The following is a 21,224-nucleotide window of genomic DNA, read 5'->3' as shown; positions in this document are numbered from 1 at the left end:
CCCCGATCCGCCCTTCACAGTCGAGGAGTACGCCGTGGACACCGCTCCCCCCGGACCGCCCGGGCCCACCGCCGCGGCCGCCGCACCTCCGTCGCGCGCTGGCCGGGACCTGACCCGAGCCATTCCCGTCGGGGTCGGCCTCGGCGCGCTCGTGATCGCGAGCATCGCCTTCACCCCCCGCGCCTGGTACATCGTCGCCGCGGGAGCAGTCGCGATCGGCACCTGGGAGGTGTTCAAGCGTCTGCGCCAGGCGCGGTTCCGGCTCCCGCTGATCCCGCTCCTGCTGGGCGGCCAGGCGACGGTGTGGGCGGGTTTCCTCAGCGGGGCGGAGGGCGCCTTCGCCGCGTTCGCCGTGACCACCGTCGTGGTGCTGGTGTGGCGACTGCTCATGGGCGGGTTGACCACCGCGCCGAAGAACTACATGCGGGACGCCTCGGTCGCGGTGTTCGTCCTGGTGTGGATCGCCGTCCCGGGCTCGCTGGGCGCCATGCTGTCCGACGGAGAGTTCGGGGCGCAGCGGGTCGTGGCGCTCATCCTGCTGGTCGTGTGCTCGGACGTCGGTGGCTACGTCGCAGGGGTGCTGTTCGGCAGACACCCGATGGTCCCGGCGATCAGCCCGAAGAAGTCCTGGGAGGGTTTCGCGGGGTCGCTGCTGTTCGCCACGGTCGGCGGCGCCACCGTCGTGGCGACGATGTTCGACGACAGCGTCTGGAAGGGGATCCTGCTCGGCGTCCTCACCGTGTTCACCGCGACGCTGGGCGACCTCGTCGAATCGCAGGTCAAGCGGGACCTCGGCATTAAGGACATGGGGACGATGCTGCCGGGCCACGGCGGTTTCATGGACCGCCTCGACTCCGTGCTGCCCACCGCCGTCGTCGTCTGGGTCGTCTTCACCTACGTCGTGCCCACCTGAGCGGCCGGGCCCGTATGGGCCGGCCGCGGGACCGCCCGGGCCGACGGCGTGGGGAGCCGCCGGCCCGACGTGGTCAGTGCGCGCGGGCCGAGAGCTTGCGGGCCTTGCGCGCGCGCATCCGCAGCTGGAGGATCCGGAATCCGGCGAACAGTGCCATGATGAGCGCCCCGGCGATCGCCGCCAGGAGGATCAGCACCCCCAGTGGGAGACTGAACTCCCACCCGAGGTAGCGGACGTCGGTCGAGGTCGTGTTCTGCGCGATGAAGATCAGCAGCAGGACCGTCACCAGTGCGCCCAGGACGAGACCGACCCATGCCGATCCCAGGAGGCCGCCGGCGGTGTCGGGGTAGACGTCATCCCCGCTTGCCCGGCCCGGTCGTGGACTGTCGGTCGCCCCGTCCAGGGGGGCCGGCGCCGAGTCGCCGGCATCGGATCGCCCGGCGGGTATCGCGCCCGACGCGTCGCCTGCGCCCGGATGATCAGGGTCGACGGGATCGTGTGATCGTGTGGCCATAGCAGAACTGTATGTGCTCATCTCCCCGGGCGGCACCGTTGGCGGTGTGTCCTGCGCGTTCGTTTCTGACAGAATGGCCGAATCATGGCTGATCCTCTTCCCCTCGTCTTTGACGCCCCCCGACGCGGGCTGCCCCCGCGCCACTTCGCCGACCTCGACTCCGACGGCCGAGCGGTGGCGATGGGTGACCTCGGGGTTCCCTCGTTCCGCGGGAAGCAGCTGGCGAACCAGTACTTCGGGCGGCTCGAGGCGGACCCGCGCGAGATGACCGACCTCCCGGCCGATCTGCGTGACCGGGTGGGGCAGGAACTCTTCCCGCCGCTCACCACGTCGCTGCGTCACGTCTCCGCGGACGAGGGCACCACCCGCAAGACGCTGTGGAAGCTGCACGACGGCTCGCTGGTGGAGAGCGTGCTCATGCGCTACCCGGATCGGGCGACGGTGTGCATCTCGAGCCAGGCCGGCTGTGGCATGGCGTGCCCGTTCTGCGCGACGGGTCAGGGCGGCCTCCAGCGGAATCTGTCGACGGCGGAGATCCTCGAGCAGGTCCGCGTGGCGGCGCGGGCGCTGCGGGACGGCGAGATCCCGGGGGGACCGGGGCGCCTGTCGAACGTGGTGTTCATGGGGATGGGTGAGCCGCTGGCCAACTACAAGCGCGTCCTCGCCGCGGTCCGCGGGATCATCTCGCCCCCGCCGTCCGGTTTCGGGCTCTCGCAGCGGTCGGTGACCGTGTCGACGGTCGGGGTCGTCCCCGCCATCCACAAGCTCGCCGAGGAAGGACTCCAGGTCACCCTCGCCGTGTCGCTGCACACCCCCGACGACGAGCTCCGCGACACCCTGGTGCCGGTGAACAACCGGTGGCCGGTGACCGAGGTGATGGACGCCGCCCGCCACTACGCCGACGCCACGGGCCGGCGCGTGTCCATCGAGTACGCGCTGATCCGCGATGTGAACGACCAGGTCTGGCGTGGGGAGATGCTCGGTCGGCTGCTCGCGCAGCGGCTCGGACCCATGGCGCACGTCAATCTCATCCCGCTCAACCCGACCCCGGGGAGCGAATGGGACGCCAGCCCCCGCCACCAGCAGGACGCCTTCGTCGCGGCCGTGCGCGCTGCCGGCGTCTCCTGCACCGTCCGCGACACCCGCGGGTCGGACATCGACGCCGCGTGCGGCCAGCTGGCGGCCGAGGGCTGATCGCCTCACCGACGAGAAGGGCCGCCACCGCTCCGGGGAGCGATGGCGGCCCTTCGTCATGGTCCGCCCGTCGTCAGTGCTTGGCGGGAGCGACGCCCTCAGGGTTCCGGGCTGCCTCACCGGTCGCGACAGCGCTGGCCGCGGCGTAGTGGTGAGCGGAGACCTCGTGGATCCGGCTCTTCTTGAGGGTGTCGTCCTTCTTGGGACGCAGCGAGATGACCATCCAGATGGCCAGGAACGCGGCGATGCTCACCAGCCAGATGTTCTCGACCCGGCCGATGTGGTTCCCGAAGAGCATCGCCAGGAGGAACAGGACGAAGAACCCGCCCACGGCGACGCCGACCATCCTGCTGTGCTTGTGCCAGCCCCAGGCGACCGAGGGCTCGTCCACGGAACTGATCCCGTTGACGACGATCTCCCTGCTGGTGTGGTGTCCGTCAGCGCTCATGCTCCCCGGTTCTCCTCACGGCTCGCTGGCAGCCCTGCGGGCCGCCGACATCGTGCCCAGTTTGTCACACCGCGTTCTCAGGTCGACGCCTAACCCGCCGCGGGAGGCCCCGAGGGGGTCGTCCGATGCGGCACACACGGCCGTCGGCGTGGACAATGGCGGGGTGACCACGCGCGTTCTCGTCCTCGGCAGTACCGGCTCGATCGGGACCCAGGCACTCGAGGTGACCTCGCAGGCCGGCGCCGACCGCTTCGAGGTGGTCGGTCTGGCCGCCGGTGGTGGCCGCGTCGATCTCCTCGCGGAGCAGATCCGCACGACCGGTGCGCGCTTCGTCGCGGTGTCGGACCCGACCGCGGCAGGGCGAATCGGCTCGGCGTTCCCGGACGTGACGGTCCTGTCCGGCCCGTCCGCGGCGACGCGACTGGTGGACGCGGTCGAGTCGGACGTGGTGCTCAACGGCATCGACGGGTCGAGGGGACTGGGGCCGACCCTCGCCGCCCTGCGCTCGGGCGCCCGGCTCGCTCTGGCCAACAAGGAGTCGCTCGTCGCCGGGGGCGCGCTCGTCACGGGGGCGGCCGCGCCGGGGCAGTTGATCCCGGTGGACTCGGAGCATTCCGCGATGGCGCAGTGCCTGCGTGCGGGCGCGAGCGACGAGGTGGCCTCGCTGGTCCTCACCGCGTCCGGTGGCCCGTTCCGCGGTCGGACGCGCGCGGAGCTGGCCGACGTCACGGCCGAGGAGGCCCTGCGCCACCCCACGTGGGCGATGGGCCGGATGATCACGCTCAACTCGGCGACGCTGGTCAACAAGTCTCTCGAGCTCATCGAGGCGCACCTGCTGTTCGGGGTGCCCTACGACCGGATCGACGTCACGGTCCACCCGCAGTCGGTGGTGCACTCGGCCGTGACCTTCGTCGACGGCGCGACGGTGGCCAAGGCGTCGCCGCCGTCGATGAAGCTCCCGATCGCGCTGGCCCTGGGCTGGCCCGACCGCGTCCCGGGTGCGTCGACGCCGCTGGATTTCACCCGCGCGCACACGTGGACGTTCGAGCCGGTCGACACCGGGACCTTCCCCGCTATCGAGGTGGCCCGCGCGGCCGGCGAGTCGGGTGGCCTGCGCACGGCGGTGTTCAACGCGGCCAACGAGGAGGCCGCGCCGGCGTTCCTCGACGGTCGGATCCGGTTCACGGACATCGTGGACGTGGTGGCGGAGACCGTCGGCGCCGCGGACGAGTGGTCGTCTGATCCGCGGGATCCCGACGACGTCGCGGCGGCGGAGTCCTGGGCGCGGCGGCACGCCGCGGCCATCGTCACGGGCCTGGAGGGCTGAGTCGTGCTGATCGTCGGGATCGTCCTGTTCGCGCTGGGGATCATGGTGTCGATCGTGCTCCACGAATACGGGCACATGAGGGTGGCCCTGTGGTCGGGGATGAAGGTGCGCCGGTTCTTCGTGGGCTTCGGCCCGACCCTGTGGTCGGTGCGGCGGGGCGGGATCGAGTACGGGCTCAAGGCGATCCCGCTGGGGGGCTTCTGCGACATCGCGGGGATGACCGCGTACGACCGGTTGCCGCCGGAGGACGAGCCGAAGGCCATGTGGCGTCAGGCGTGGTGGAAGCGCGTCGCGGTGCTGCTGGCGGGGCCGTTCATGAACATCGTGCTGGCGATCGCCCTCTTCTACACGGTCGCCCTGGGGTGGGGGCTGGCCAACCGGGACGTCCAACCGATCCCGACCGACCGGGTCGCCGCGGTGGTCGGTGACACGTGCGCGGGTGCGGACGACTGTGGCATCGGCGTGGGCCCCGCCGGTGAGGCGGGGATCCTCCCGGGCGACCGGATCACCGCCGTCGACGGGGTCCCCGTGGTGAGCTGGGCCGACCTGTCGGAGGTGGTGTCGGCGCGCCCCGGCGAGACCGTGCCGGTGGCGTTGGAGCGGGACGGGGAGGAGGTGACGACGACGACGAGGTTGACCTCGTCGACCGTCGACGGTCAGGAGCGGGGAGCGCTCGGTGTCCGGCTTTCGGAGGACGGGATCCCGCAGGAGATCCTCGATGACCCCGCGTATCAGACCGTCAACACCTATGACGCGCTCTCCGCGGTGCCCGCGACCTTCGTCTTCACCGGCGAGATGGTGGAGGCGACCGTCGAGGGGCTGATCTCGTTCCCGGCGAAGATCCCGGCCGTCGCGGCGTCGATCTTCGGTGCGGAGCGGGCCGAGGACTCGCCGGTGTCAGTGGTCGGAGCCAGCTACATCGGCGGACAGGCGGTCGAGCAGGGGCTGTGGAGTCTGTTCCTGCTCTTCCTGGCCGGGCTCAATCTCTTCCTCGGCGCGTTCAATCTCGTGCCGTTGACGCCGTTCGACGGCGGCCACATCGCGGTGGTGTTCTACGAGAAGATCCGCGACGCGGTGCGGAGGCTGCGCGGTCTGGCCCCCGGCGGCCCGGCCGACTACGAGAAGCTGGCGCCGCTGACGATGGCGGTGTTCGTCCTGCTGATCGGCGTGTCCGCGATCGTCATCACCGCCGACTTCGTCAACCCGATCCTGCTGCCGGGCTGAGCCGACCCACACCCACCTCGCCCCCGTCGCCGGTTACCCGGATAATGGCGGTCGGGACTCGTGGGCACCCGGCCCGCAGCCCCTACGGAAGGCCTGTTGTGAACGACTCATCCTCGATCCCGGTCGGACTGGGTATGCCCGACGCACCGCCGCCGGTGCTGGCGCCGCGGCGCAGAACCCGGCAGCTGTACGTCGGCCCGGTCGGCGTGGGCAGTGATCACCCGGTTTCGGTCCAGTCCATGACCAACACCAAGACGCACGACATCAACTCGACGCTGCAGCAGATCGCCGAGCTCACGGCGTCCGGCTGCGACATCGTGCGCGTGGCCTGCCCGCGACAGGAGGACGCCGACGCGCTGTCGACGATCGCCCGCAAGTCGCCGATCCCGGTGATCGCCGACATCCACTTCCAGCCCAAGTACATCTTCGCGGCGATCGACGCCGGGTGTGCGGCGGTGCGCGTCAACCCGGGCAACATCAAGGAGTTCGACGGGCGCGTCAAGGAGGTCGCCAAGGCGGCCGGTGACGCGGGCATCCCGATCCGTATCGGCGTCAACGCGGGCTCGCTGGACCCGCGGCTGCTGGCCAAGTACGGCAAGGCCACGCCCGAGGCGCTCGTGGAGTCCGCCGTATGGGAGGCGTCCCTGTTCGAGGAGCACGGGTTCGGTGACATCAAGATCTCGGTCAAGCACAACGACCCGGTGATCATGGTCGAGGCGTACCGACAGCTCGCCGCCCAGACCGACTACCCGCTGCACCTCGGCGTGACGGAGGCGGGCCCTGCGTTCCAGGGCACCATCAAGTCCGCCGTCGCGTTCGGCGCGCTGTTGGCCGAGGGCATCGGCGACACGATCCGTGTCTCCCTCTCGGCCCCGCCGGCCGAGGAGATCAAGGTCGGCGCGCAGATCCTGCAGTCGCTCAACCTGCGACCGCGGAAGCTGGAGATCGTCTCGTGCCCGTCCTGCGGTCGCGCGCAGGTCGACGTGTACAAGCTCGCCGAGGAGGTCACCGCCGGCCTCGAGGGGATGAGCGTTCCGCTGCGCGTGGCCGTGATGGGTTGCGTGGTCAACGGACCGGGCGAGGCGCGTGACGCCGATCTGGGTGTCGCCTCGGGTAACGGCAAGGGGCAGATCTTCGTCAGGGGCGAGGTCATCAAGACGGTGCCGGAGGCGGCGATCGTGGAGACCCTCATCGAGGAGGCCATGCGGATCGCCGACGAGATGGGCGAGACGGTGGGGGAGGCCGCCGAGGGCCAGGGCCCCCAGGTCAAGGTCACGCGATAGGCCGTGACCGACACGGCTGCGCCGGACACCGGGATCGGTGGGTGCCGGGAGGTCGGCCCGGGCGAGTCCCGGGCCGTGTCCGATGTGCTGGCGTCCGATCCGCTGGTCGCGGCGCCCGCCGCGGAGAAGTTCGCGACGTCGGGCGTGGTGGCCGGTGCGGACGGGCGGTTCCTCACCCTCGGCGGTCCCGCGCGGTCGCTGGTCTTCGTCGGCAGCTCCGTGCTGCCGCTGCGCGGTGACGACGCCGATCACCGCGCGCTCGGCCGCGCGGTCGCCGGCCTCGGGCTCGGTCCCATGTCCGTCCACGGTCGGCGGGAGCAGGTGGCCTCCCTGTGGCCGGCCCTCCGTGACGCCTGGGGGGAGGCCAGGGAGTACCGGGACCAGCAGTACCTCATGACGCTGGAGCGCCCGGTGGATCCCGCCATGATTCCCGACGGGATCCGTCCGGCCACCCTGGAGGAGTTCGAGCCGGTTCTGGCGGCCGCCGCGGCCATGTATCGCGAGGAGCTGCGCGCCGACCCGTTCGCCGTGGGAGCGGGGATCCCCTTCCGTCGTCGCGTCGCCCGCTCGTTGGCGCGGGGACGGACCTGGATCGGGCTCGACCGGGGCGAGGTGGTCTTCAAGGCCGACATCGCCGCTCTCGCCCCGCGGGTCGCGCAGATCCAGGGCATATGGGTCCACCGGGACAAGCGGGGCGCCGGTCTCGGATCGGGGGGGACGGCCGCGGTGTGCGCGGCGCTCCGGTCCCACGGGCTCACGCCGTCGCTCGTGGTGAACGGGTCCAATGTCGCCGCCCGCGCCGCCTACCGCCGCGTCGGCATGACCGACGCCGTCGACTACGCGACGGTCCTGCTGTGATCGGCACGGCCGCCGCCGCGCGGGCCCGACCCCGAGCGGGGTACCGCGGCCACCGCGGCTTCGGCCCGGGTCGGGCGCTGTGGGACAGTGGACCGGAAGTCGGATCGTGAGCTCGGATTTCTCGAATCGCACGGAGGGTAGGACGGCGATGGACAGGACAGCGACGGTGATCACCGGACACGGCGCCTCGCGGGGGAGGGCCGCGTGAGCGTTCCCGCCCCAGCCACTGGGCCCGTCACCACTGCGCCCGCCACCACTGCGCCCGTCACGACTGCGCCCGTCACCGGGGCGCCGGTCGGCGGTGCCGTGACCGATCCGGGTTTCCGGTCGCAGCGTGGAGCCGACCGGGTCATGCGACGCCTCCTCGGTATCCACGAGATCGACAGGAAGGCCGGCTCGGGCGCGCACCGGGCGTTCCGGATCTCCGTTCTCGTGTCCGCCGTGCGCTGCCTCATCACGTACCTCGCGATCCCGATCCTCGTGCCGCTGCTCAGCTTGTCCGGGTGGGTGGCGGCCCCGGTCGGCATCGCGCTGTGCGTCATCGCCGTGGTCAACGGAGTGGTGAGCGTGCGGCGTTTCTGGGCGTCCGACCACGCCCGGCGCTGGACCTACACCGCCTTCATGGGCGTCGTGTTCGTCATCCTCGGCGTGGCCATGGTCTCCGAGTTGAGCCGGTTGGGGGTGATGTGATGGATCCGCGACAGAACCCCGACACCGGGGCCGAGCAGGACGACCGGGTGGAGCCCGACGAGACCGGCCGGTCCCCGGGCGGCGACGTGCTCACCATGTGCCTCTTCGGGGCCATGGTGATCATCGCCTCGATCTGTTTCGTCATCTGGTGACCCGCCGCCCCCGCCCGTGAGCACCGGCGGGGCCGGTCGGCTCGACGCGGCCTATCCTGGTGGTATGACCACCTCCACCCGCCATCCCCTCGTCCCCGGTGATCCCACCCCGATACGGACGGTGCCCGACTCGATCCCGCGTCCGGAGTACGTGTGGCGCGACCGCGTCGACGAGGCCAACGGCGAGGCGTGGGTGCAGCCGCCCGAGGTGATCGACGCGATGCGCGTGGCCAGCAGGATCGCGGCGGACGCGCTCGTCGCCGCCGGCGAGGCCGTCGCGCCGGGCGTGACCACGGACGAGATCGACCGGGTCGTCCACGAGTACCTGTGTGACCACGGGGCCTATCCGTCGACGCTGGGGTACAAGGCGTTCCCCAAGTCGTGCTGCGTCTCGCTCAACGAGGTCATCTGCCACGGCATCCCGGACACCACGGTGATCCGGGACGGAGACATCGTGAACGTGGACGTGACGGCCTATATCCAGGGCGTGCACGGCGACACGAACGCGACGTTCCTCGCCGGCGAGGTCAGCGACGAGGTGCGACTGCTGGTCGAGCGGACCGAGGAGGCGATGAACCGCGGGATCAAGGCCATCCGCCCCGGACGCGAGGTCAACGTCATCGGTCGCGTCATCGAGTCCTACGCCCGGAGGTTCGACTACACGGTGGTCCGTGAGTTCACGGGTCACGGCGTCGGGCCGACCTTCCACAACGGTCTGGTCGTCCTGCACTACGACGACCCGTCGAGGACCGAGGTGCTCGAGCCGGGCATGACGCTGACCGTCGAGCCGATGATCTCCCTCGGCGGCCCGGGATTCGAGGTCTGGGACGACGACTGGACCGTGACGACCGCGGACAAGGCGTGGACCGCTCAGTTCGAGCACACGGTCGTCGTGACCGAGGACGGTTATGAGATCCTCACCCTGCCCTCCGGCTCCTGACCCGCCCGGACCGGGATATGGACGGTCGTCCCGATGCGGCCTCGAGCGTGGACACGACAGTGCATACTGTCCAGCATGATCGACTCGCCCCGTGGACCCGTGGACCAGATCGACCTGTTGGTGGTGGGCGCCGGTTTCGGCGGTATCGCCATGGCCGACCGTCTCCTGCGCGAGGGGCGGGGCCGCGACTTCCTCGTCCTCGAGGCCGCCGACGAGGTCGGCGGGACCTGGCGCGACAACACGTACCCGGGCTGCGCCTGCGATGTGCCGACGGCGTTGTACTCGCTGTCCCGTCACGCCCACCCCGGGTGGTCGCACTCGTTCGGACGCCAGCCCGAGATCCACTCCTACCTGGTGTCGGTCGCCGACCGTATAGGCCTACGTGAGCGGCTCGTCACGTCGTGTGAGGTGACCGCGGCGAAGTGGGACGCGACCGAGGGGACGTGGGTCGTCGACACCAGTCGCGGGCAGGTGCGGGCGCGTCACCTCGTGGCGGCGACGGGCGCTCTCTCCGCACCGTCGGTTCCCCGTCTCCCGGGACTCGACTCGTTCGAGGGGGAGGTGTTCCACTCCGCCCGGTGGCGACACGACATCCCACTCGAGGGCAAGAGGGTCGCGGTGGTGGGCACCGGGGCCTCCGCCGTGCAGTTCGTCCCCGAGATCGCGGGGACCGCCGAGCACGTGACGGTGTTCCAGCGGACCCCCGGGTGGATCCTGCCCCGGCTCGACCGTCCGATCTCCGAACGCCGGAAGAGGCTGTACCGGCGACTGCCGCTCCTGCAGAAGCTCGTCCGCGGCCGGATCTATCTGGGGCGCGAACTGTATGTCGTCGTGTTCACCCGCGCGCAGTTCCTGCTGCGCTTCTTCGAGTGGTTCGCGCGGTTCTACCTCTTCCTCAAGGTGCGGGATCGCCGCGTGCGCAGAGCGCTCACCCCGGACTTCTCGATCGGCTGCAAGCGCGTCCTGCTCACGAGCCACTGGCTCCCCGCGCTGACGCGCCCCGATGTGTCGCTCGTCCCCGGAGCGGCGTCCGCGGTCACGCCCCGGGGCCCGGTCGCCGACGACGGGACCGAGCACCCGGCGGACGTGATCATCTTCGGCACCGGGTTCCAGCCGACCGAGCCGCCGATCTCGAAGGTGATCACCGGAGCCGACGGCCGCACGCTCGCCGAGCACTGGGACGGCAGCCCGCGTGCCCACAACGGAGTCACGGTCGCCGGTTTCCCCAACCTGTTCCTGCTCTACGGACCCAACACGAATCTGGGGCACTCGTCGATCGTGTACATGCTGGAATCGCAGGCCGGGCACGTCCTGCGCCTGGTCGACCTGGCGGAGCGGTCGGGGAGCGGGACGATCCAGGTGCGGGCCGAGGTGGAGCGGGCCTACGCCGATCGCATGGACCGCGAGCTGGCCCACACGGTGTGGAACCAGGGCGGGTGCTCGAGTTGGTACATCGACTCGCGCGGCCGGAACTCGCTGCAGTGGCCGACGTTCACGTTCCGGTATCGCGAGCAGGTCCGCGTCGTGGATCCGGAGGACTTCGTCCTCACCTGACCGCGTCGGCCGCGGACTAGAAACCGCGGTCGGGGAAGTCCAGCCCGAGGAGCGCGTTCTCGACCACCTCGGCCATCGCCGGATGGATCCAGTACTGACGCCGCGCGAGATCGGGCACCGTGATCTCGAACTCCATCGCCTGGATGAGGATCTGGATCAGCGACGGCGCGTGGGCACCCATGATGTGGGCGCCGAGCAGGAGGCCGGTCGCCCGGTCGGCGATGAGCTTGCAGCAGCCGACCGAGTCCTCCATCGCCCAGCCGTAGGCCACGTCGCCGTAGTCCTGGGTCTTGACGGTCACGTCGTACCCCGCGGCCCGCGCCTCCGACTCGGTGAGGCCGACCGACGCGATCTGCGGCCACGTGAAGACCGCGTACGGGACGTTGCTGTGGTGGAACGGGTGCAGATCGTCGGGGTGACGCAGGTTGTGCCCGAGCACGCGCTGTTCGTGGTTGGCGACGTGCTTGAGCTGGAACGGCGAGCTCACGTCGCCCAGCGCCCACACCCCGTCGGCGGTCGTGCGGCCGTACTCGTCCACCCGGACCCGGGCGCCGTCCATCTCCACCCCGGCGGAGTCGAGCCCGAGCAGATCGCCGTTCGGCGTGCGCCCGGTCGCGACGAGGAGCGCGTCGCCCGAGCAGCTCGAGCCGTCCTCGAAGCTGATCTCCACGCCCCGACGGTCCTCACCGGTCGCGGTCATGCTGGTGATCTCCTGACCGAGTCGCACGTCCCAGCGACGCCCGGCCGCGGCGGTGAACCGCTCCGCGAGTTCGCGGTCGAGATGCTTGAGCAGCACGTCGGAGCGGCCGATCACGGTGACCTCCACACCGAGGGAGGAGAAGATGTGTGCGAACTCGCAGGCGATGAAGCCGGATCCCTGGATGACGATGGACTTCGGCAGCTCCGGGATACGCATCACGTCGTCGCTGGTGTGGTAGGCCACGCCGGCCTCGGTGACGATGTCGGGGATCGACGGACGGCCGCCGGCGGCGATGACGACGGAGTCGGCGGTGATGATCTCCCCGGTACCGGTGTCGATCGTGCGCGGCCCGACGAACCGCGCGTGACCGTCGTACACCGTGATGTTGTCGCAGCGGTGACGCCGGTAGTCCTCGCCGCTGGCGGCGATGGGGTCGATCCGGCGTTCGAAGACCCGCGAGACGATGTCCGGCCACCGGACGCCGTCAAGCGTCGAGTCGACCCCGTAGGTCGACGAATGGGTGACCGAGGTGGCCGTGTCCGCCGCGTAGACGAACATCTTGGTGGGGATGCACCCGACGTTGAGGCAGGTGCCGCCGAACGTCCCCTTCTCGCAGATCGCGACGGACTTGTCGGCGAACGACTCGTCGACCAGCGAGTTGCCGCTGCCCGTGCCGATGACGACGAGATCGAAGTGGCGCGAGGGGGTCTGTGTCATTGCGGTCAGGACTCCTTGGGGTGTGCGGACAAGGTCTGGTCGAGCCAACGCCCGAGATGATCAAAGACCACCTCGAGCACGTCGGCGCGGGAGAGGAAGACATCGTGGCGGGCGCCGTCGACGGCGACGTCCGTGACGTCCGCGGAGACGCGATCGGCGAACCGTTGCATCGACCGGACGTCGAGGATGAGATCCGTGTCGACGTCGATCTCGCCGCCGCGGGACCTCGTCCCCACCGACGATGCGGTCGAACGCAACAGCAGCACAGGCAACGGCAGACCGACGCCGGCCTGCAGGCGGCGCTGGGCGCGGCGTACCGCGGCGAGCCACCCGGCGCGGACACCCACCCCTCCGGGGGGTTTGAGGGTGGTGTCGAAGTGGAAATCACCGTCGTGGTCGACGTGGGTGCTGATCACGTACCGGTCCGACGTGGGCAACGGCAGCCGGTAGAACGGGCGGACCGAGCCCAACGTCCGGATCACCGGATCGAGCACGGCCCGGGCGCGCTCCGGCACGTCGAGCTGGAACCAGGGGGAGTTCAGCACCACTCCCACGACGGGCTCCAGCGCGGACCGGTCGCGACGCCGCGCCAGCCACAGGGGGACCACCAGGCCACCCGTGGAGTGCGCGAACACGAACACGGGCACGCCCGGGTGCTCGGCGACGATCACCTCGAGCGCCTGATCCAGCTCGTCGTCGTACCTCTCCAGGTCCGTCGTGAAATGGGGCGTCACACCCTCCCGCCTCGACCGGCCGCACTTGCGCAGGTCGATGCCGTACGTCGCCATCCCCCGCGCGGCGAGGAACTCGGCCAGGTGCGTGTGGAAGAAGTAGTCGGACAGTCCGTGGACCACGAGAACCGCGGCGTCCGGCCGGAACGGCGCGTCCTCGTGCCGCACCAGGGTCGCCGAGATCGGCCCCTCGCCGTCCGGATCGGTCCCGAGCGGGAGTTCGCGCCGACGATAGGACGGGCCCAGCAGATCGGGGATCCATCGCGGGTCGTCTCCGTGGGCGGCGGGATCGGGGGAGTGCGGCGACACGACGACCACCCTAGTCCGGTGTGCCGCGGCGGCGTCCCCGTGAGTAGGCTTGTAGCCCTGTGGGCGCGGGCCCCCGAGGGACCGCCCCGCGTCGACGTGAGATTCGGGTCCACGACCAATGAGCGAGGGTAGCCGGTGACTTCAGACCAGGTGGCAAAGCACGGAACGACGGATGTGGCGCTCATCGGCGCGGGCACCATGAGCGCGACCCTGGGGGCGTTGCTGCGTCGGCTCCAGCCGGACTGGGACATCCAGGTCTTCGAGCGGCTCGAGGGCCCCGCCATGGAGTCCTCCGACGCGTGGAACAACGCCGGTACCGGCCACTCCGCCCTGTGCGAGCTCAACTACTCGCCCAAGACCGCCGACGGCGACGTGGACATCACCAAGGCCGTGAACGTCAACGAGAAGTTCCAGGTCTCCCGCCAGTTCTGGTCCTACGCGGTGGAGAACACCATCCTCGGCGACCCGACGGAGTGGATCCGTCCCGTGCCGCACATGAGCTTCGTCGCCGGCAAGGACGGCCAGGACTACCTGCAGAAGCGGTACGACAAGCTCGCCGGACACCCGCTGTTCCCGGGCATGAACCACACCACCGACTTCTCCGAGCTGGAGCGGCTCGTCCCCCTCATGGCGAAGGGCCGCTCGCCCGAGCAGCCGTTCGCGCTGAGCCACTTCTCCAACGGCACCGACGTCAACTTCGGCGCCCTCACCCGTCAGCTGGTCAAGTACCTCACCCGCACGGGCACCGAGGTGCACTACCAGAACCAGGTCAAGGACCTCGAGCGCAACACCGACGGGACGTGGCGCCTCACGGTGGCCAACCGCCACACGGGTGACGAGCGCACCGTCGACGCCAAGTTCGTGTTCGTCGGCGCGGGCGGCGGTGCCCTGCACCTGCTGCAGAAGTCCGGCATCCCCGAGATCAAGGGCATCGGCGGATTCCCGGTCGGCGGCCAGTGGCTGCGCTGCACCAACCCCGAGCTCGTCGAGCAGCACCAGGCCAAGGTCTACAGCCAGGCCTCCGTCGGCGCGCCCCCGATGTCCGTTCCGCACCTGGACACCCGCGTCATCGACGGCAAGAAGGGCCTGCTGTTCGGTCCCTTCGCCGGCTGGACCCCCAAGTTCCTCAAGATGGGCAGCTTCCTCGACCTGCCGTCGAGCATCCGGCTCGGCAACCTCCTGCCCATGGCCAACATCGGTCTCACCGAGATGAGTCTGGTCAAGTACCTCATCACCGAGCTGGCCAAGAACCACGGCGCACGCGTCGAGTCCCTGCGCGACTTCGTCCCGTCCGCGCAGGAGGGCGACTGGGAGAAGGTCGTCGCCGGCCAGCGGGTGCAGGTGATCAAGCCCAACGGTCGCGGCGGCACCCTGGAGTTCGGCACCGCCGTGGTCAACGCCGCGGACGGGTCCATCGCCGGCCTGCTCGGCGCGTCGCCCGGCGCCTCCACCGCTGTCGACGCCATGGTCGACGTGCTCCAGCGCTGTTTCCCGAGCCGGTTCGCCGAGTGGAAGCCCGCGCTCGAGGAGATGATCCCGTCGCTGGGTCGCAAGCTCGCCGAGGAGCCGGCGCTGTTCACCGAGCAGTTCGAGCGGTCCACCCGGACACTCAAGCTCGACCAGAAGGTCTGATCGACCGGCGCCGTCGCGCCGCCGTCCCGACGCCCTCATCCCCCGGCCGCCTCCTCGACGAGGCCGGGGGATGAGTCGTCTCACACGGCCCGGGTCGACGACCGGGACGCCGCCGACGGCGGATAGGATCGGGGCATGATCCGGCCAGTGAACCCGTACCCCGTCGGCCTGGACCTCGAGGGCCGTCGCGTCGTGGTGATCGGCGGTGGATCCGTGGCGCAACGCCGCGTCCCCGTGCTGCTCGAGGCCGGCGCGGTCGTCCACCTCATCAGCCCGGAGGTCACGCCCACTCTCCAGGGGCTCATCGACGCGGGCCGTGTCTGGTGGGAACCCCGCGAGTACCGGACGGGGGATCTCGAGGGCGCGTGGTATGCGGTGGCCGCGACCAGGAACTCCCTGGTGAACGCCCGCGTCGCCGCAGAGGCGGAGCAGTACCGTACCTTCTGCGTCCGCTCCGACGCCGTCACGTCCGGCACAGCCGTGACCCCCGCCGTCGTCCGGCGGGGGCAGATGCTCGTGTCGGTCCTCACCGGTGACCGCGACCGGACCGCCGAGGCGCGCGACGTCGTCGCGAAGGCCCTCGACGAGGCCGGTGCCGAGGCCCCGGAGGTCGACGAATCCCTACGCGGGACCGTCGCCCTCGTCGGAGGGGGGCCGGGGGCGGACGACCTCATGACGGTCCGTGGGCGCCGACTGCTCGCCCGCGCCGACGTGGTGGTCGCCGACCGGCTGGCCCCGCAGCGTCCGCTCGCCGAACTACGCGCGGACGTCGAGATCGTCGACGCAGCGAAGATCCCGTACGGCCGCGCGATGGCCCAGGACGCGATCAACGAGGTACTCGTGAGCCGGGCGCGGGCCGGGAAGTTCGTGGTGCGGCTCAAGGGCGGCGACCCCTTCCTCTACGGACGTGGCTTCGAGGAGGCCCAGGCCTGCGCGGAGGCCGGGATCCCGTGCACGGTCGTGCCGGGCGTGTCCAGCGCGCTCGCCGTACCCGCCCTCGCGGGCATCCCCGTCACGAACCGCGGGATGACCCACGAGCTGACCGTCGTCTCCGGACACCTCCCCCCCGGGCACCCGGGGTCCCTCATCGACTGGGAGGCGCTCGCACGGATGCGTGGCACGCTCGTCGTGCTGATGGGCGTCAAGAACTCGCCGGCGATCGCCGGGTCGCTCATGGCCGGCGGCCGGTCGCCCGAGACCCCGGCCGCGGTGGTCGTCGACGGCAGCCTCGAGGGCCAGTCGACATACCGTTGCACCCTCGGCACCCTGGCCGCGACCCTCGACGAGCACGAGGTGCGGCCGCCGGCCATCGTCGTGATCGGCGACGTCGCCGGCCTCCCACAGGTGCTCGCCGCCGACTGACGCACCCGGTCGCGCCCGCGGCGCCGCGGTTCCGCGCCGACCTCCGGCATGATGGCGTCGTGGGCACACCCAAGAAGATCGGCTTCCTGTCCTTCGGACACTGGATGGACCATCCGGACTCCGCGGTCCGGTCCGCCTCCGACGCGTTGCTCCAGAGCGTCGAGCTCGCGGAGGCGGCGGAGGAACTCGGCGCGGACGGCGCGTACTTCCGGGTCCACCACTTCGCCCGCCAGCTCGGGACCCCCGCCCCGTTGCTCGCGGCCGTCGGCGCCCGGACCCGTCGGATCGAGATCGGTACCGGCGTGGTGGACATGCGCTACGTCAATCCGCTCGGATTCGCCGAGGACATCGCTGCTGCCGATCTCCTCGCCGGCGGGCGCGTCCAGCTCGGGGTCTCCCGTGGATCGCCCGAGCAGGTGATCGACGGCTGGCGCTACTTCGGTTTCCGGCCCGGGGAGGGGGAGACGGACGCGGACATGGCCCGCCGCCACACGGAGGTCTTCCTCCGGGCGGTCGAGGGCGCGGCGTTCGCCGAACCCAATCCGCGTCCGATGTTCCCCAACCCGCCGGGGCTCCTGCGCATCGAGCCCCACTCCGAGGGCCTGCGGGAACGCATCTGGTGGGGCGCCGCCTCCGACGCGACCGCCCGGTGGGCCGCCTCGACGGGGATGCACCTCATGTCCTCCACCCTGAAGGCGGACGAGTCCGGAGAGCCGCTGCACGTCCAGCAGCGCCGGCAGATCGAGGCGTTCCGGGAGGAGTGGGCGCGCCACGACCACGGTTTCGCGCCGAGGGTCTCGGTGTCCCGGTCGATCGTCGCCATCACCTCCGACGCCGACCGGCGCTACTTCCTGGGCGGCGGGCAACGCGGAGATCAGTTCGGGGACATCGAACCGGGCCTGCGTGCGGTCTTCGGCCGCTCGTACGCGGCCGAGCCCGAGGAGCTGGTCGAACAGCTCCGGGCCGACGAGGCGATCAGCGCGGCCGACACCCTGCTCGTGACCGTTCCGACCCAGCTCGGCGTCGACTACAACGCCCACCTGCTCGAGTCGATCCTCAACCATGTCGCGCCGGAGCTGGGCTGGCGCTGATCCCCGCCGGGTGACGGTGGCCCGCCCGGGGAGGCCTGCCCGGGGGCGATGCCCCGTGCGGGGTCGTCGGCTCAGGGGGCGGTGACCATCGTGACGACCGAGTCGGACTCGTGCTCGACCGTGTGGCCGGCACGACGTGCCACCCGGAGCAGCGAGGCGACGTCGTCCATCTCCGCCCGCGACGTCGCGAGGGTCCGCGCGAGCAGCCCCTTGTGGAACTTGGAGAAATGGGAGACCACCTTGCGGGTGCCGTCCGGATACTCCGTGACCACGTCGACCGTCACCGCGCCCGGGACCGGACCGAGCTGGTGGTAACCGCCCGAACGCAGGTCCACGACGAGGTCGTCGGCCCACGCCGCGGTGGCGGCGGTGAGCGACGGCTTCCACACCGAGCGAAGCGTCCCCAGCCCGGGCAGTTTCGTCGCCGCGGAGAGCCGGTAGTGGGGGATCGGGTCGGAGGCGCCGACGAGGCCGAAGAGCGCGGAGCCGATCCACAGGCGTGCCTCGGCCCGTGATCGCGCCGCGCCGCTCAGCGACGGCTGGTCGAGCGCGTCGTAGAGGACGCCCGTGTACCGGCTCAACGCCGGGGCGGTGGGGGACGACCACAACTGCGCGTTCAGCTCGACCTCGCCCGAGAGTCGCTCGCTCAACCCCAGAGCGGCGCGCGCGGCCTCCGGGTCACCGGTGCACAGGGAGACCAGCGACTCGACGACCATCTTCCGTGTGTCGCCGAGAGACGGTAGCGAGAGCGCCGTGAGATCGAGCGGGGCACCGGAGCCGCCGATGGACTTCGTCTCGGAAGGCGAGAGGAGGATACGCACCCGGCAGAGGCTACCGTCGGGCCGGTCCGGCACCCCCGGCGGCTACTCTGGATCACCGTGATCACGCGCCTGTCCCACCTGTTCCTCCGCACCCTCCGCGACGACCCGTCGGACGCCGAGGTCCTCAGCCACAAGCTGCTCGTCCGCGCCGGCTACATCCGCCGCGTCGCGCCCGGTGTGTACTCCTGGCTCCCGCTGGGGCTGCGCACGCTCAGGCGGGTCGAGCAGGTGGTCCGCGAGGAGATGGACGCCTTCGGCGCCCAGGAGATCAGCCTGCCCGCGCTCCTGCCCCGCGAGCCGTACGAGACCACCGGCCGGTGGACCGAATACGGTCCGGCCCTGTTCCGCCTCAAGGACCGCAAGGGCAACGACATGATGCTCGGGCCCACCCACGAGGAGCTCTTCACGCTCACGGTGCAGGGCGAGTACTCGTCGTACAAGGACCTGCCGGTCACCCTGTACCAGATCCAGACCAAATACCGCGACGAGGAGCGGCCCCGCGCCGGAATCCTGCGCGGCCGCGAGTTCGTGATGAAGGACTCCTACTCCTTCGATGTCGACGACGCCGGGCTCGAGCGCTCGTACCGGGCGCATCGTGACGCGTACCAGCGGATCTTCGACCGACTGGGCATCGAGTACGTCATCTGTGCGGCCACGTCCGGCGCGATGGGCGGATCGGCGTCGGAGGAGTTCCTCGCGGTGTCGGCCGCCGGAGAGGACACGTTCGTGCGATCGACGGACGGAGCGTACGCGGCCAACGTCGAGGCCGTCGTCACCCCCGCGCCCCCCGCACGTCCGCTGGAGGGCCTGCCCGAGGCGACCGTCCACGACACGCCCGACACCCCGACCATCGACTCGCTGGTCGCGTGGGCGAACTCCGCCGGTCTCGGCCGAGAGATCGGCGCCGCCGACACGCTGAAGAACGTGATGCTCAAGGTGCGCCGCCCCGGCGAGGAGTGGGAGCTCCTGGCGGTGGGCCTGCCCGGCGACCGTGAGGTGGACATGAAGCGGGTCGAGGCCGCCCTCGAGCCCGCCGAGGTCGCGATCCTGGAGGAAGCCGACTTCGCCGCCAACCCCTTCCTCGTCAAGGGGTACATCGGCCCCCGGGCGCTCCGGGACAACGAGGTCCGGTACCTGGTCGATCCCCGGGTGGTCGAGGGCACCGCATGGATCACCGGCGCCGACGAGCCGGGCCGCCACGTCGTGGACCTGGTGTGCGGGCGCGATTTCACGCCCGACGGGACGATCGAGGTCGCCGAGGTCCGCGAGGGCGATCCGGCACCGGACGGTCACGGCACCCTGACGCTCGCCCGGGGTATCGAGATCGGCCACATCTTCCAGCTCGGCCGCAAGTACACCGATGCCTTCGGGTTCGACGTGCTGGGGGAGAACGGAAAGCCCGCACGCGTCACGATGGGCTCGTACGGGATCGGCGTCTCGCGCCTGGTCGCCGTCCTCGCCGAGCAGTTCGCCGACGACAAGGGCCTCGTCTGGCCCGCGGAGGCCGCGCCGGCCGACGTGCACGTGGTGATCGCCAACAAGGACCAGGCCGCGATCGACGGGGCGGCGACCCTCGTGGAGGCGTTCGACCGGGCGCGACTCGAGGTCCTCTTCGACGATCGCAAGGCCTCACCGGGCGTGAAGTTCAAGGACGCCGAACTCATCGGCGTGCCCTGGGTCGTCGTGGTGGGTCGCGGCTGGTCCGAGGGGACGGTCGAGCTCCGCCACCGCGCCACCGGCGACGTCACCCAGGTGGCGGTCGACGGCGCCGCGGAGGAGATCATCCGGCTCATCGGCGCCGGGCGCTAGGTCCGTCAGGCGGAGGGCGGGAACCCTGGCAACGCCTCGAACGGGGCGCCCGGGACCAACGTCCTCCACCGAGCGAGCTGCACCGCCGCCGCGCTGAGGGCGTCCACGCAGAACCGGCGTGTCTCCGGCGAGTCCGAGCGGCCGAGCTCCACCCGCCACGCCTCACAGCAGTCCGACTCCAGTCGGATGGCCAGGAGGACCGGGGAGGACGGGGTCTCCGGTCCCATGAGGTACCCCGCCGGGGCCGGCGGGGATCCCGGCCACAGTCGTTCCGCCTCGTCGCGGCGGGCCCGGTGGGCGGCCAGTTCGCGCCGGACGGCCGCGCGGATACTCGCGTCGGCGCGGGAGAGGACGAGACCGTACCCGTAGACCGCGGCGTCCTCCGCCGCCAGCCCGACGGCCCGGGTCATGCGAGCACCACCTCGGCGGCGGCCGTGCACGCCGCGGAGACGGCACCGGCGATCTCGGCGCGGTCCCCGTCGCTCTCCGCCGCGACGTCCGCGGCCAGCGCCGCGTCCGCACGCAACCTGGCCCGAACCTCGTCGACGGGCGGGCACACCGGGGGCGGGGGAAGTGTCGCCGGCTCCTCCTCGCCCTCGCCCTCGCCCTCGCCCTCGTCCGCGGTGTCCGTCAGTCCCGCGAGCGCGTCGGCGTGCATCCGACGGGCGTCGGCGATCCGGCGCAACGCACCGACGCGGTCCCCGTGGATGGCGTCCGCGGCCGCCAGCTCCCGGGCGTCGCGGACGGCGGCGTCGATCAACGGGATCAGCGGGTCCGGACGGTCGACGACCGCGGGCAGTGCGCAGCCTCCGGCGACCGCGAACCCGGTGACGCCGATGGCCGCGCCCACGAATCGACGGCGGGAGAGGACGACGGGGGCGGAATGGGGCACTCCGACATCCTGCCAGGGCTCGGAGGTGGGGGCGTCGAGGCGGTACAGTGATGCGGCCCGTCC

At 71.1% G+C, this 21,224-nt stretch carries 21 protein-coding genes; 14 read left to right on the top strand and 7 right to left on the bottom strand.

Annotated elements, in window-relative coordinates; all coding sequences use genetic code 11:
• Positions 1–34 precede the first annotated feature (34 nt).
• On the top strand, positions 35–913 hold the full coding sequence (locus VYL96_RS08925) for a phosphatidate cytidylyltransferase (RefSeq protein WP_131885040.1): 879 nt from the start codon (positions 35–37) through the stop codon (positions 911–913).
• 73 nt (positions 914–986) lie between these two features.
• Here VYL96_RS08925 and VYL96_RS08920 read toward each other — a convergent pair whose 3' ends face one another.
• Positions 987–1,427: a LapA family protein gene (locus VYL96_RS08920; protein WP_131885039.1), complete on the bottom strand. Its 441-nt coding sequence runs from the start codon at positions 1,425–1,427 to the stop codon at positions 987–989.
• Between the two features lie 84 nt (positions 1,428–1,511).
• Here VYL96_RS08920 and rlmN point away from each other — a divergent pair, with 84 nt between their 5' ends.
• The gene (rlmN, locus tag VYL96_RS08915) at positions 1,512–2,621 is read left to right on the top strand and encodes a dual-specificity RNA methyltransferase RlmN (RefSeq protein WP_007626793.1); all 1,110 of its coding nucleotides are present in this window, start codon (positions 1,512–1,514) and stop codon (positions 2,619–2,621) included.
• A 73-nt stretch (positions 2,622–2,694) separates the two neighbouring features.
• On the opposite strand, the gene VYL96_RS08910 is transcribed toward rlmN, so the two are convergent.
• Positions 2,695–3,069 carry a DUF2631 domain-containing protein gene (locus VYL96_RS08910; protein WP_007626791.1) on the bottom strand — a complete coding sequence of 125 codons (375 nt, stop codon included), beginning with the start codon at positions 3,067–3,069 and terminating at the stop codon, positions 2,695–2,697.
• A gap of 163 nt (positions 3,070–3,232) precedes the next feature.
• Here VYL96_RS08910 and dxr point away from each other — a divergent pair, with 163 nt between their 5' ends.
• From dxr to VYL96_RS08870, 8 genes are all read left to right on the top strand, one after another.
• Positions 3,233–4,396, top strand: coding sequence for a 1-deoxy-D-xylulose-5-phosphate reductoisomerase (gene dxr, locus VYL96_RS08905; protein WP_061227749.1), 1,164 nt, complete (start codon positions 3,233–3,235; stop codon positions 4,394–4,396).
• A gap of 3 nt (positions 4,397–4,399) precedes the next feature.
• Positions 4,400–5,620: a M50 family metallopeptidase gene (locus VYL96_RS08900; protein WP_256386794.1), complete on the top strand. Its 1,221-nt coding sequence runs from the start codon at positions 4,400–4,402 to the stop codon at positions 5,618–5,620.
• Between the two features lie 134 nt (positions 5,621–5,754).
• Positions 5,755–6,903: a flavodoxin-dependent (E)-4-hydroxy-3-methylbut-2-enyl-diphosphate synthase gene (gene ispG / locus VYL96_RS08895; RefSeq protein ID WP_174521509.1), complete on the top strand. Its 1,149-nt coding sequence runs from the start codon at positions 5,755–5,757 to the stop codon at positions 6,901–6,903.
• Positions 6,904–6,906: 3 nt separating this feature from the next.
• Positions 6,907–7,761 (top strand): GNAT family N-acetyltransferase, encoded by an 855-nt coding sequence (locus VYL96_RS08890; protein ID WP_061227747.1) that lies wholly within the window; start codon positions 6,907–6,909, stop codon positions 7,759–7,761.
• 351 nt (positions 7,762–8,112) lie between these two features.
• On the top strand, positions 8,113–8,451 hold the full coding sequence (locus VYL96_RS08885) for a hypothetical protein (RefSeq protein ID WP_061227801.1): 339 nt from the start codon (positions 8,113–8,115) through the stop codon (positions 8,449–8,451).
• Positions 8,451–8,603, top strand: coding sequence for a hypothetical protein (locus VYL96_RS08880; protein WP_156482527.1), 153 nt, complete (start codon positions 8,451–8,453; stop codon positions 8,601–8,603). The genes VYL96_RS08885 and VYL96_RS08880 overlap by 1 nt, the downstream gene beginning before the upstream one ends.
• 64 nt (positions 8,604–8,667) lie before the next feature.
• The gene (gene map / locus VYL96_RS08875) at positions 8,668–9,543 is read left to right on the top strand and encodes a type I methionyl aminopeptidase (protein ID WP_061227746.1); all 876 of its coding nucleotides are present in this window, start codon (positions 8,668–8,670) and stop codon (positions 9,541–9,543) included.
• Between the two features lie 75 nt (positions 9,544–9,618).
• Positions 9,619–11,097 carry a flavin-containing monooxygenase gene (locus VYL96_RS08870; RefSeq protein ID WP_061227745.1) on the top strand — a complete coding sequence of 493 codons (1,479 nt, stop codon included), beginning with the start codon at positions 9,619–9,621 and terminating at the stop codon, positions 11,095–11,097.
• A gap of 16 nt (positions 11,098–11,113) precedes the next feature.
• On the opposite strand, the gene mtr is transcribed toward VYL96_RS08870, so the two are convergent.
• Together mtr and VYL96_RS08860 are read right to left on the bottom strand one after the other, a co-directional pair.
• Positions 11,114–12,514, bottom strand: a complete 1,401-nt coding sequence (gene mtr, locus VYL96_RS08865; RefSeq protein WP_007626772.1) for a mycothione reductase — start codon at positions 12,512–12,514, stop codon at positions 11,114–11,116.
• 5 nt (positions 12,515–12,519) lie between these two features.
• Entirely contained in the window at positions 12,520–13,554 is a 1,035-nt protein-coding gene (locus VYL96_RS08860) for an alpha/beta hydrolase (RefSeq protein WP_231889045.1), read from the bottom strand.
• Between the two features lie 135 nt (positions 13,555–13,689).
• On the opposite strand from VYL96_RS08860, the gene mqo reads away from it, so the two are divergent.
• The 3 genes from mqo (at position 13,690) to VYL96_RS08845 (ending at position 17,639) form a co-directional block, all read left to right on the top strand.
• On the top strand, positions 13,690–15,186 hold the full coding sequence (gene mqo / locus VYL96_RS08855) for a malate dehydrogenase (quinone) (protein ID WP_081470475.1): 1,497 nt from the start codon (positions 13,690–13,692) through the stop codon (positions 15,184–15,186).
• A 135-nt stretch (positions 15,187–15,321) separates the two neighbouring features.
• Positions 15,322–16,548: a uroporphyrinogen-III C-methyltransferase gene (gene cobA / locus VYL96_RS08850; RefSeq protein WP_131885038.1), complete on the top strand. Its 1,227-nt coding sequence runs from the start codon at positions 15,322–15,324 to the stop codon at positions 16,546–16,548.
• A gap of 104 nt (positions 16,549–16,652) precedes the next feature.
• A complete protein-coding gene (locus VYL96_RS08845) occupies positions 16,653–17,639 on the top strand; it encodes an LLM class flavin-dependent oxidoreductase (RefSeq protein WP_131885049.1) in 987 nt (328 codons plus the stop codon).
• Positions 17,640–17,710: 71 nt separating this feature from the next.
• On the opposite strand, the gene VYL96_RS08840 is transcribed toward VYL96_RS08845, so the two are convergent.
• The gene (locus VYL96_RS08840) at positions 17,711–18,460 is read right to left on the bottom strand and encodes a YaaA family protein (protein ID WP_043566037.1); all 750 of its coding nucleotides are present in this window, start codon (positions 18,458–18,460) and stop codon (positions 17,711–17,713) included.
• 57 nt (positions 18,461–18,517) lie between these two features.
• Here VYL96_RS08840 and VYL96_RS08835 point away from each other — a divergent pair, with 57 nt between their 5' ends.
• Positions 18,518–20,269 (top strand): proline--tRNA ligase, encoded by a 1,752-nt coding sequence (locus VYL96_RS08835; RefSeq protein ID WP_063973494.1) that lies wholly within the window; start codon positions 18,518–18,520, stop codon positions 20,267–20,269.
• Between the two features lie 5 nt (positions 20,270–20,274).
• On the opposite strand, the gene VYL96_RS08830 is transcribed toward VYL96_RS08835, so the two are convergent.
• Both VYL96_RS08830 and VYL96_RS08825 read right to left on the bottom strand, forming a co-directional pair.
• Positions 20,275–20,679, bottom strand: a complete 405-nt coding sequence (locus VYL96_RS08830; protein ID WP_007632920.1) for a ferritin-like domain-containing protein — start codon at positions 20,677–20,679, stop codon at positions 20,275–20,277.
• Positions 20,676–21,161: a hypothetical protein gene (locus VYL96_RS08825; protein ID WP_063973496.1), complete on the bottom strand. Its 486-nt coding sequence runs from the start codon at positions 21,159–21,161 to the stop codon at positions 20,676–20,678. The genes VYL96_RS08830 and VYL96_RS08825 overlap by 4 nt, the downstream gene beginning before the upstream one ends.
• Between the last annotated feature and the right edge of the window lie 63 nt (positions 21,162–21,224).

The organism is Dietzia maris, from assembly GCF_036287335.1.
Lineage (GTDB): Bacteria > Actinomycetota > Actinomycetes > Mycobacteriales > Mycobacteriaceae > Dietzia > Dietzia cinnamea.
Note: the sequence above shows the minus strand (reverse complement) of the source record. Positions and strands in the feature narration are given on the sequence as shown.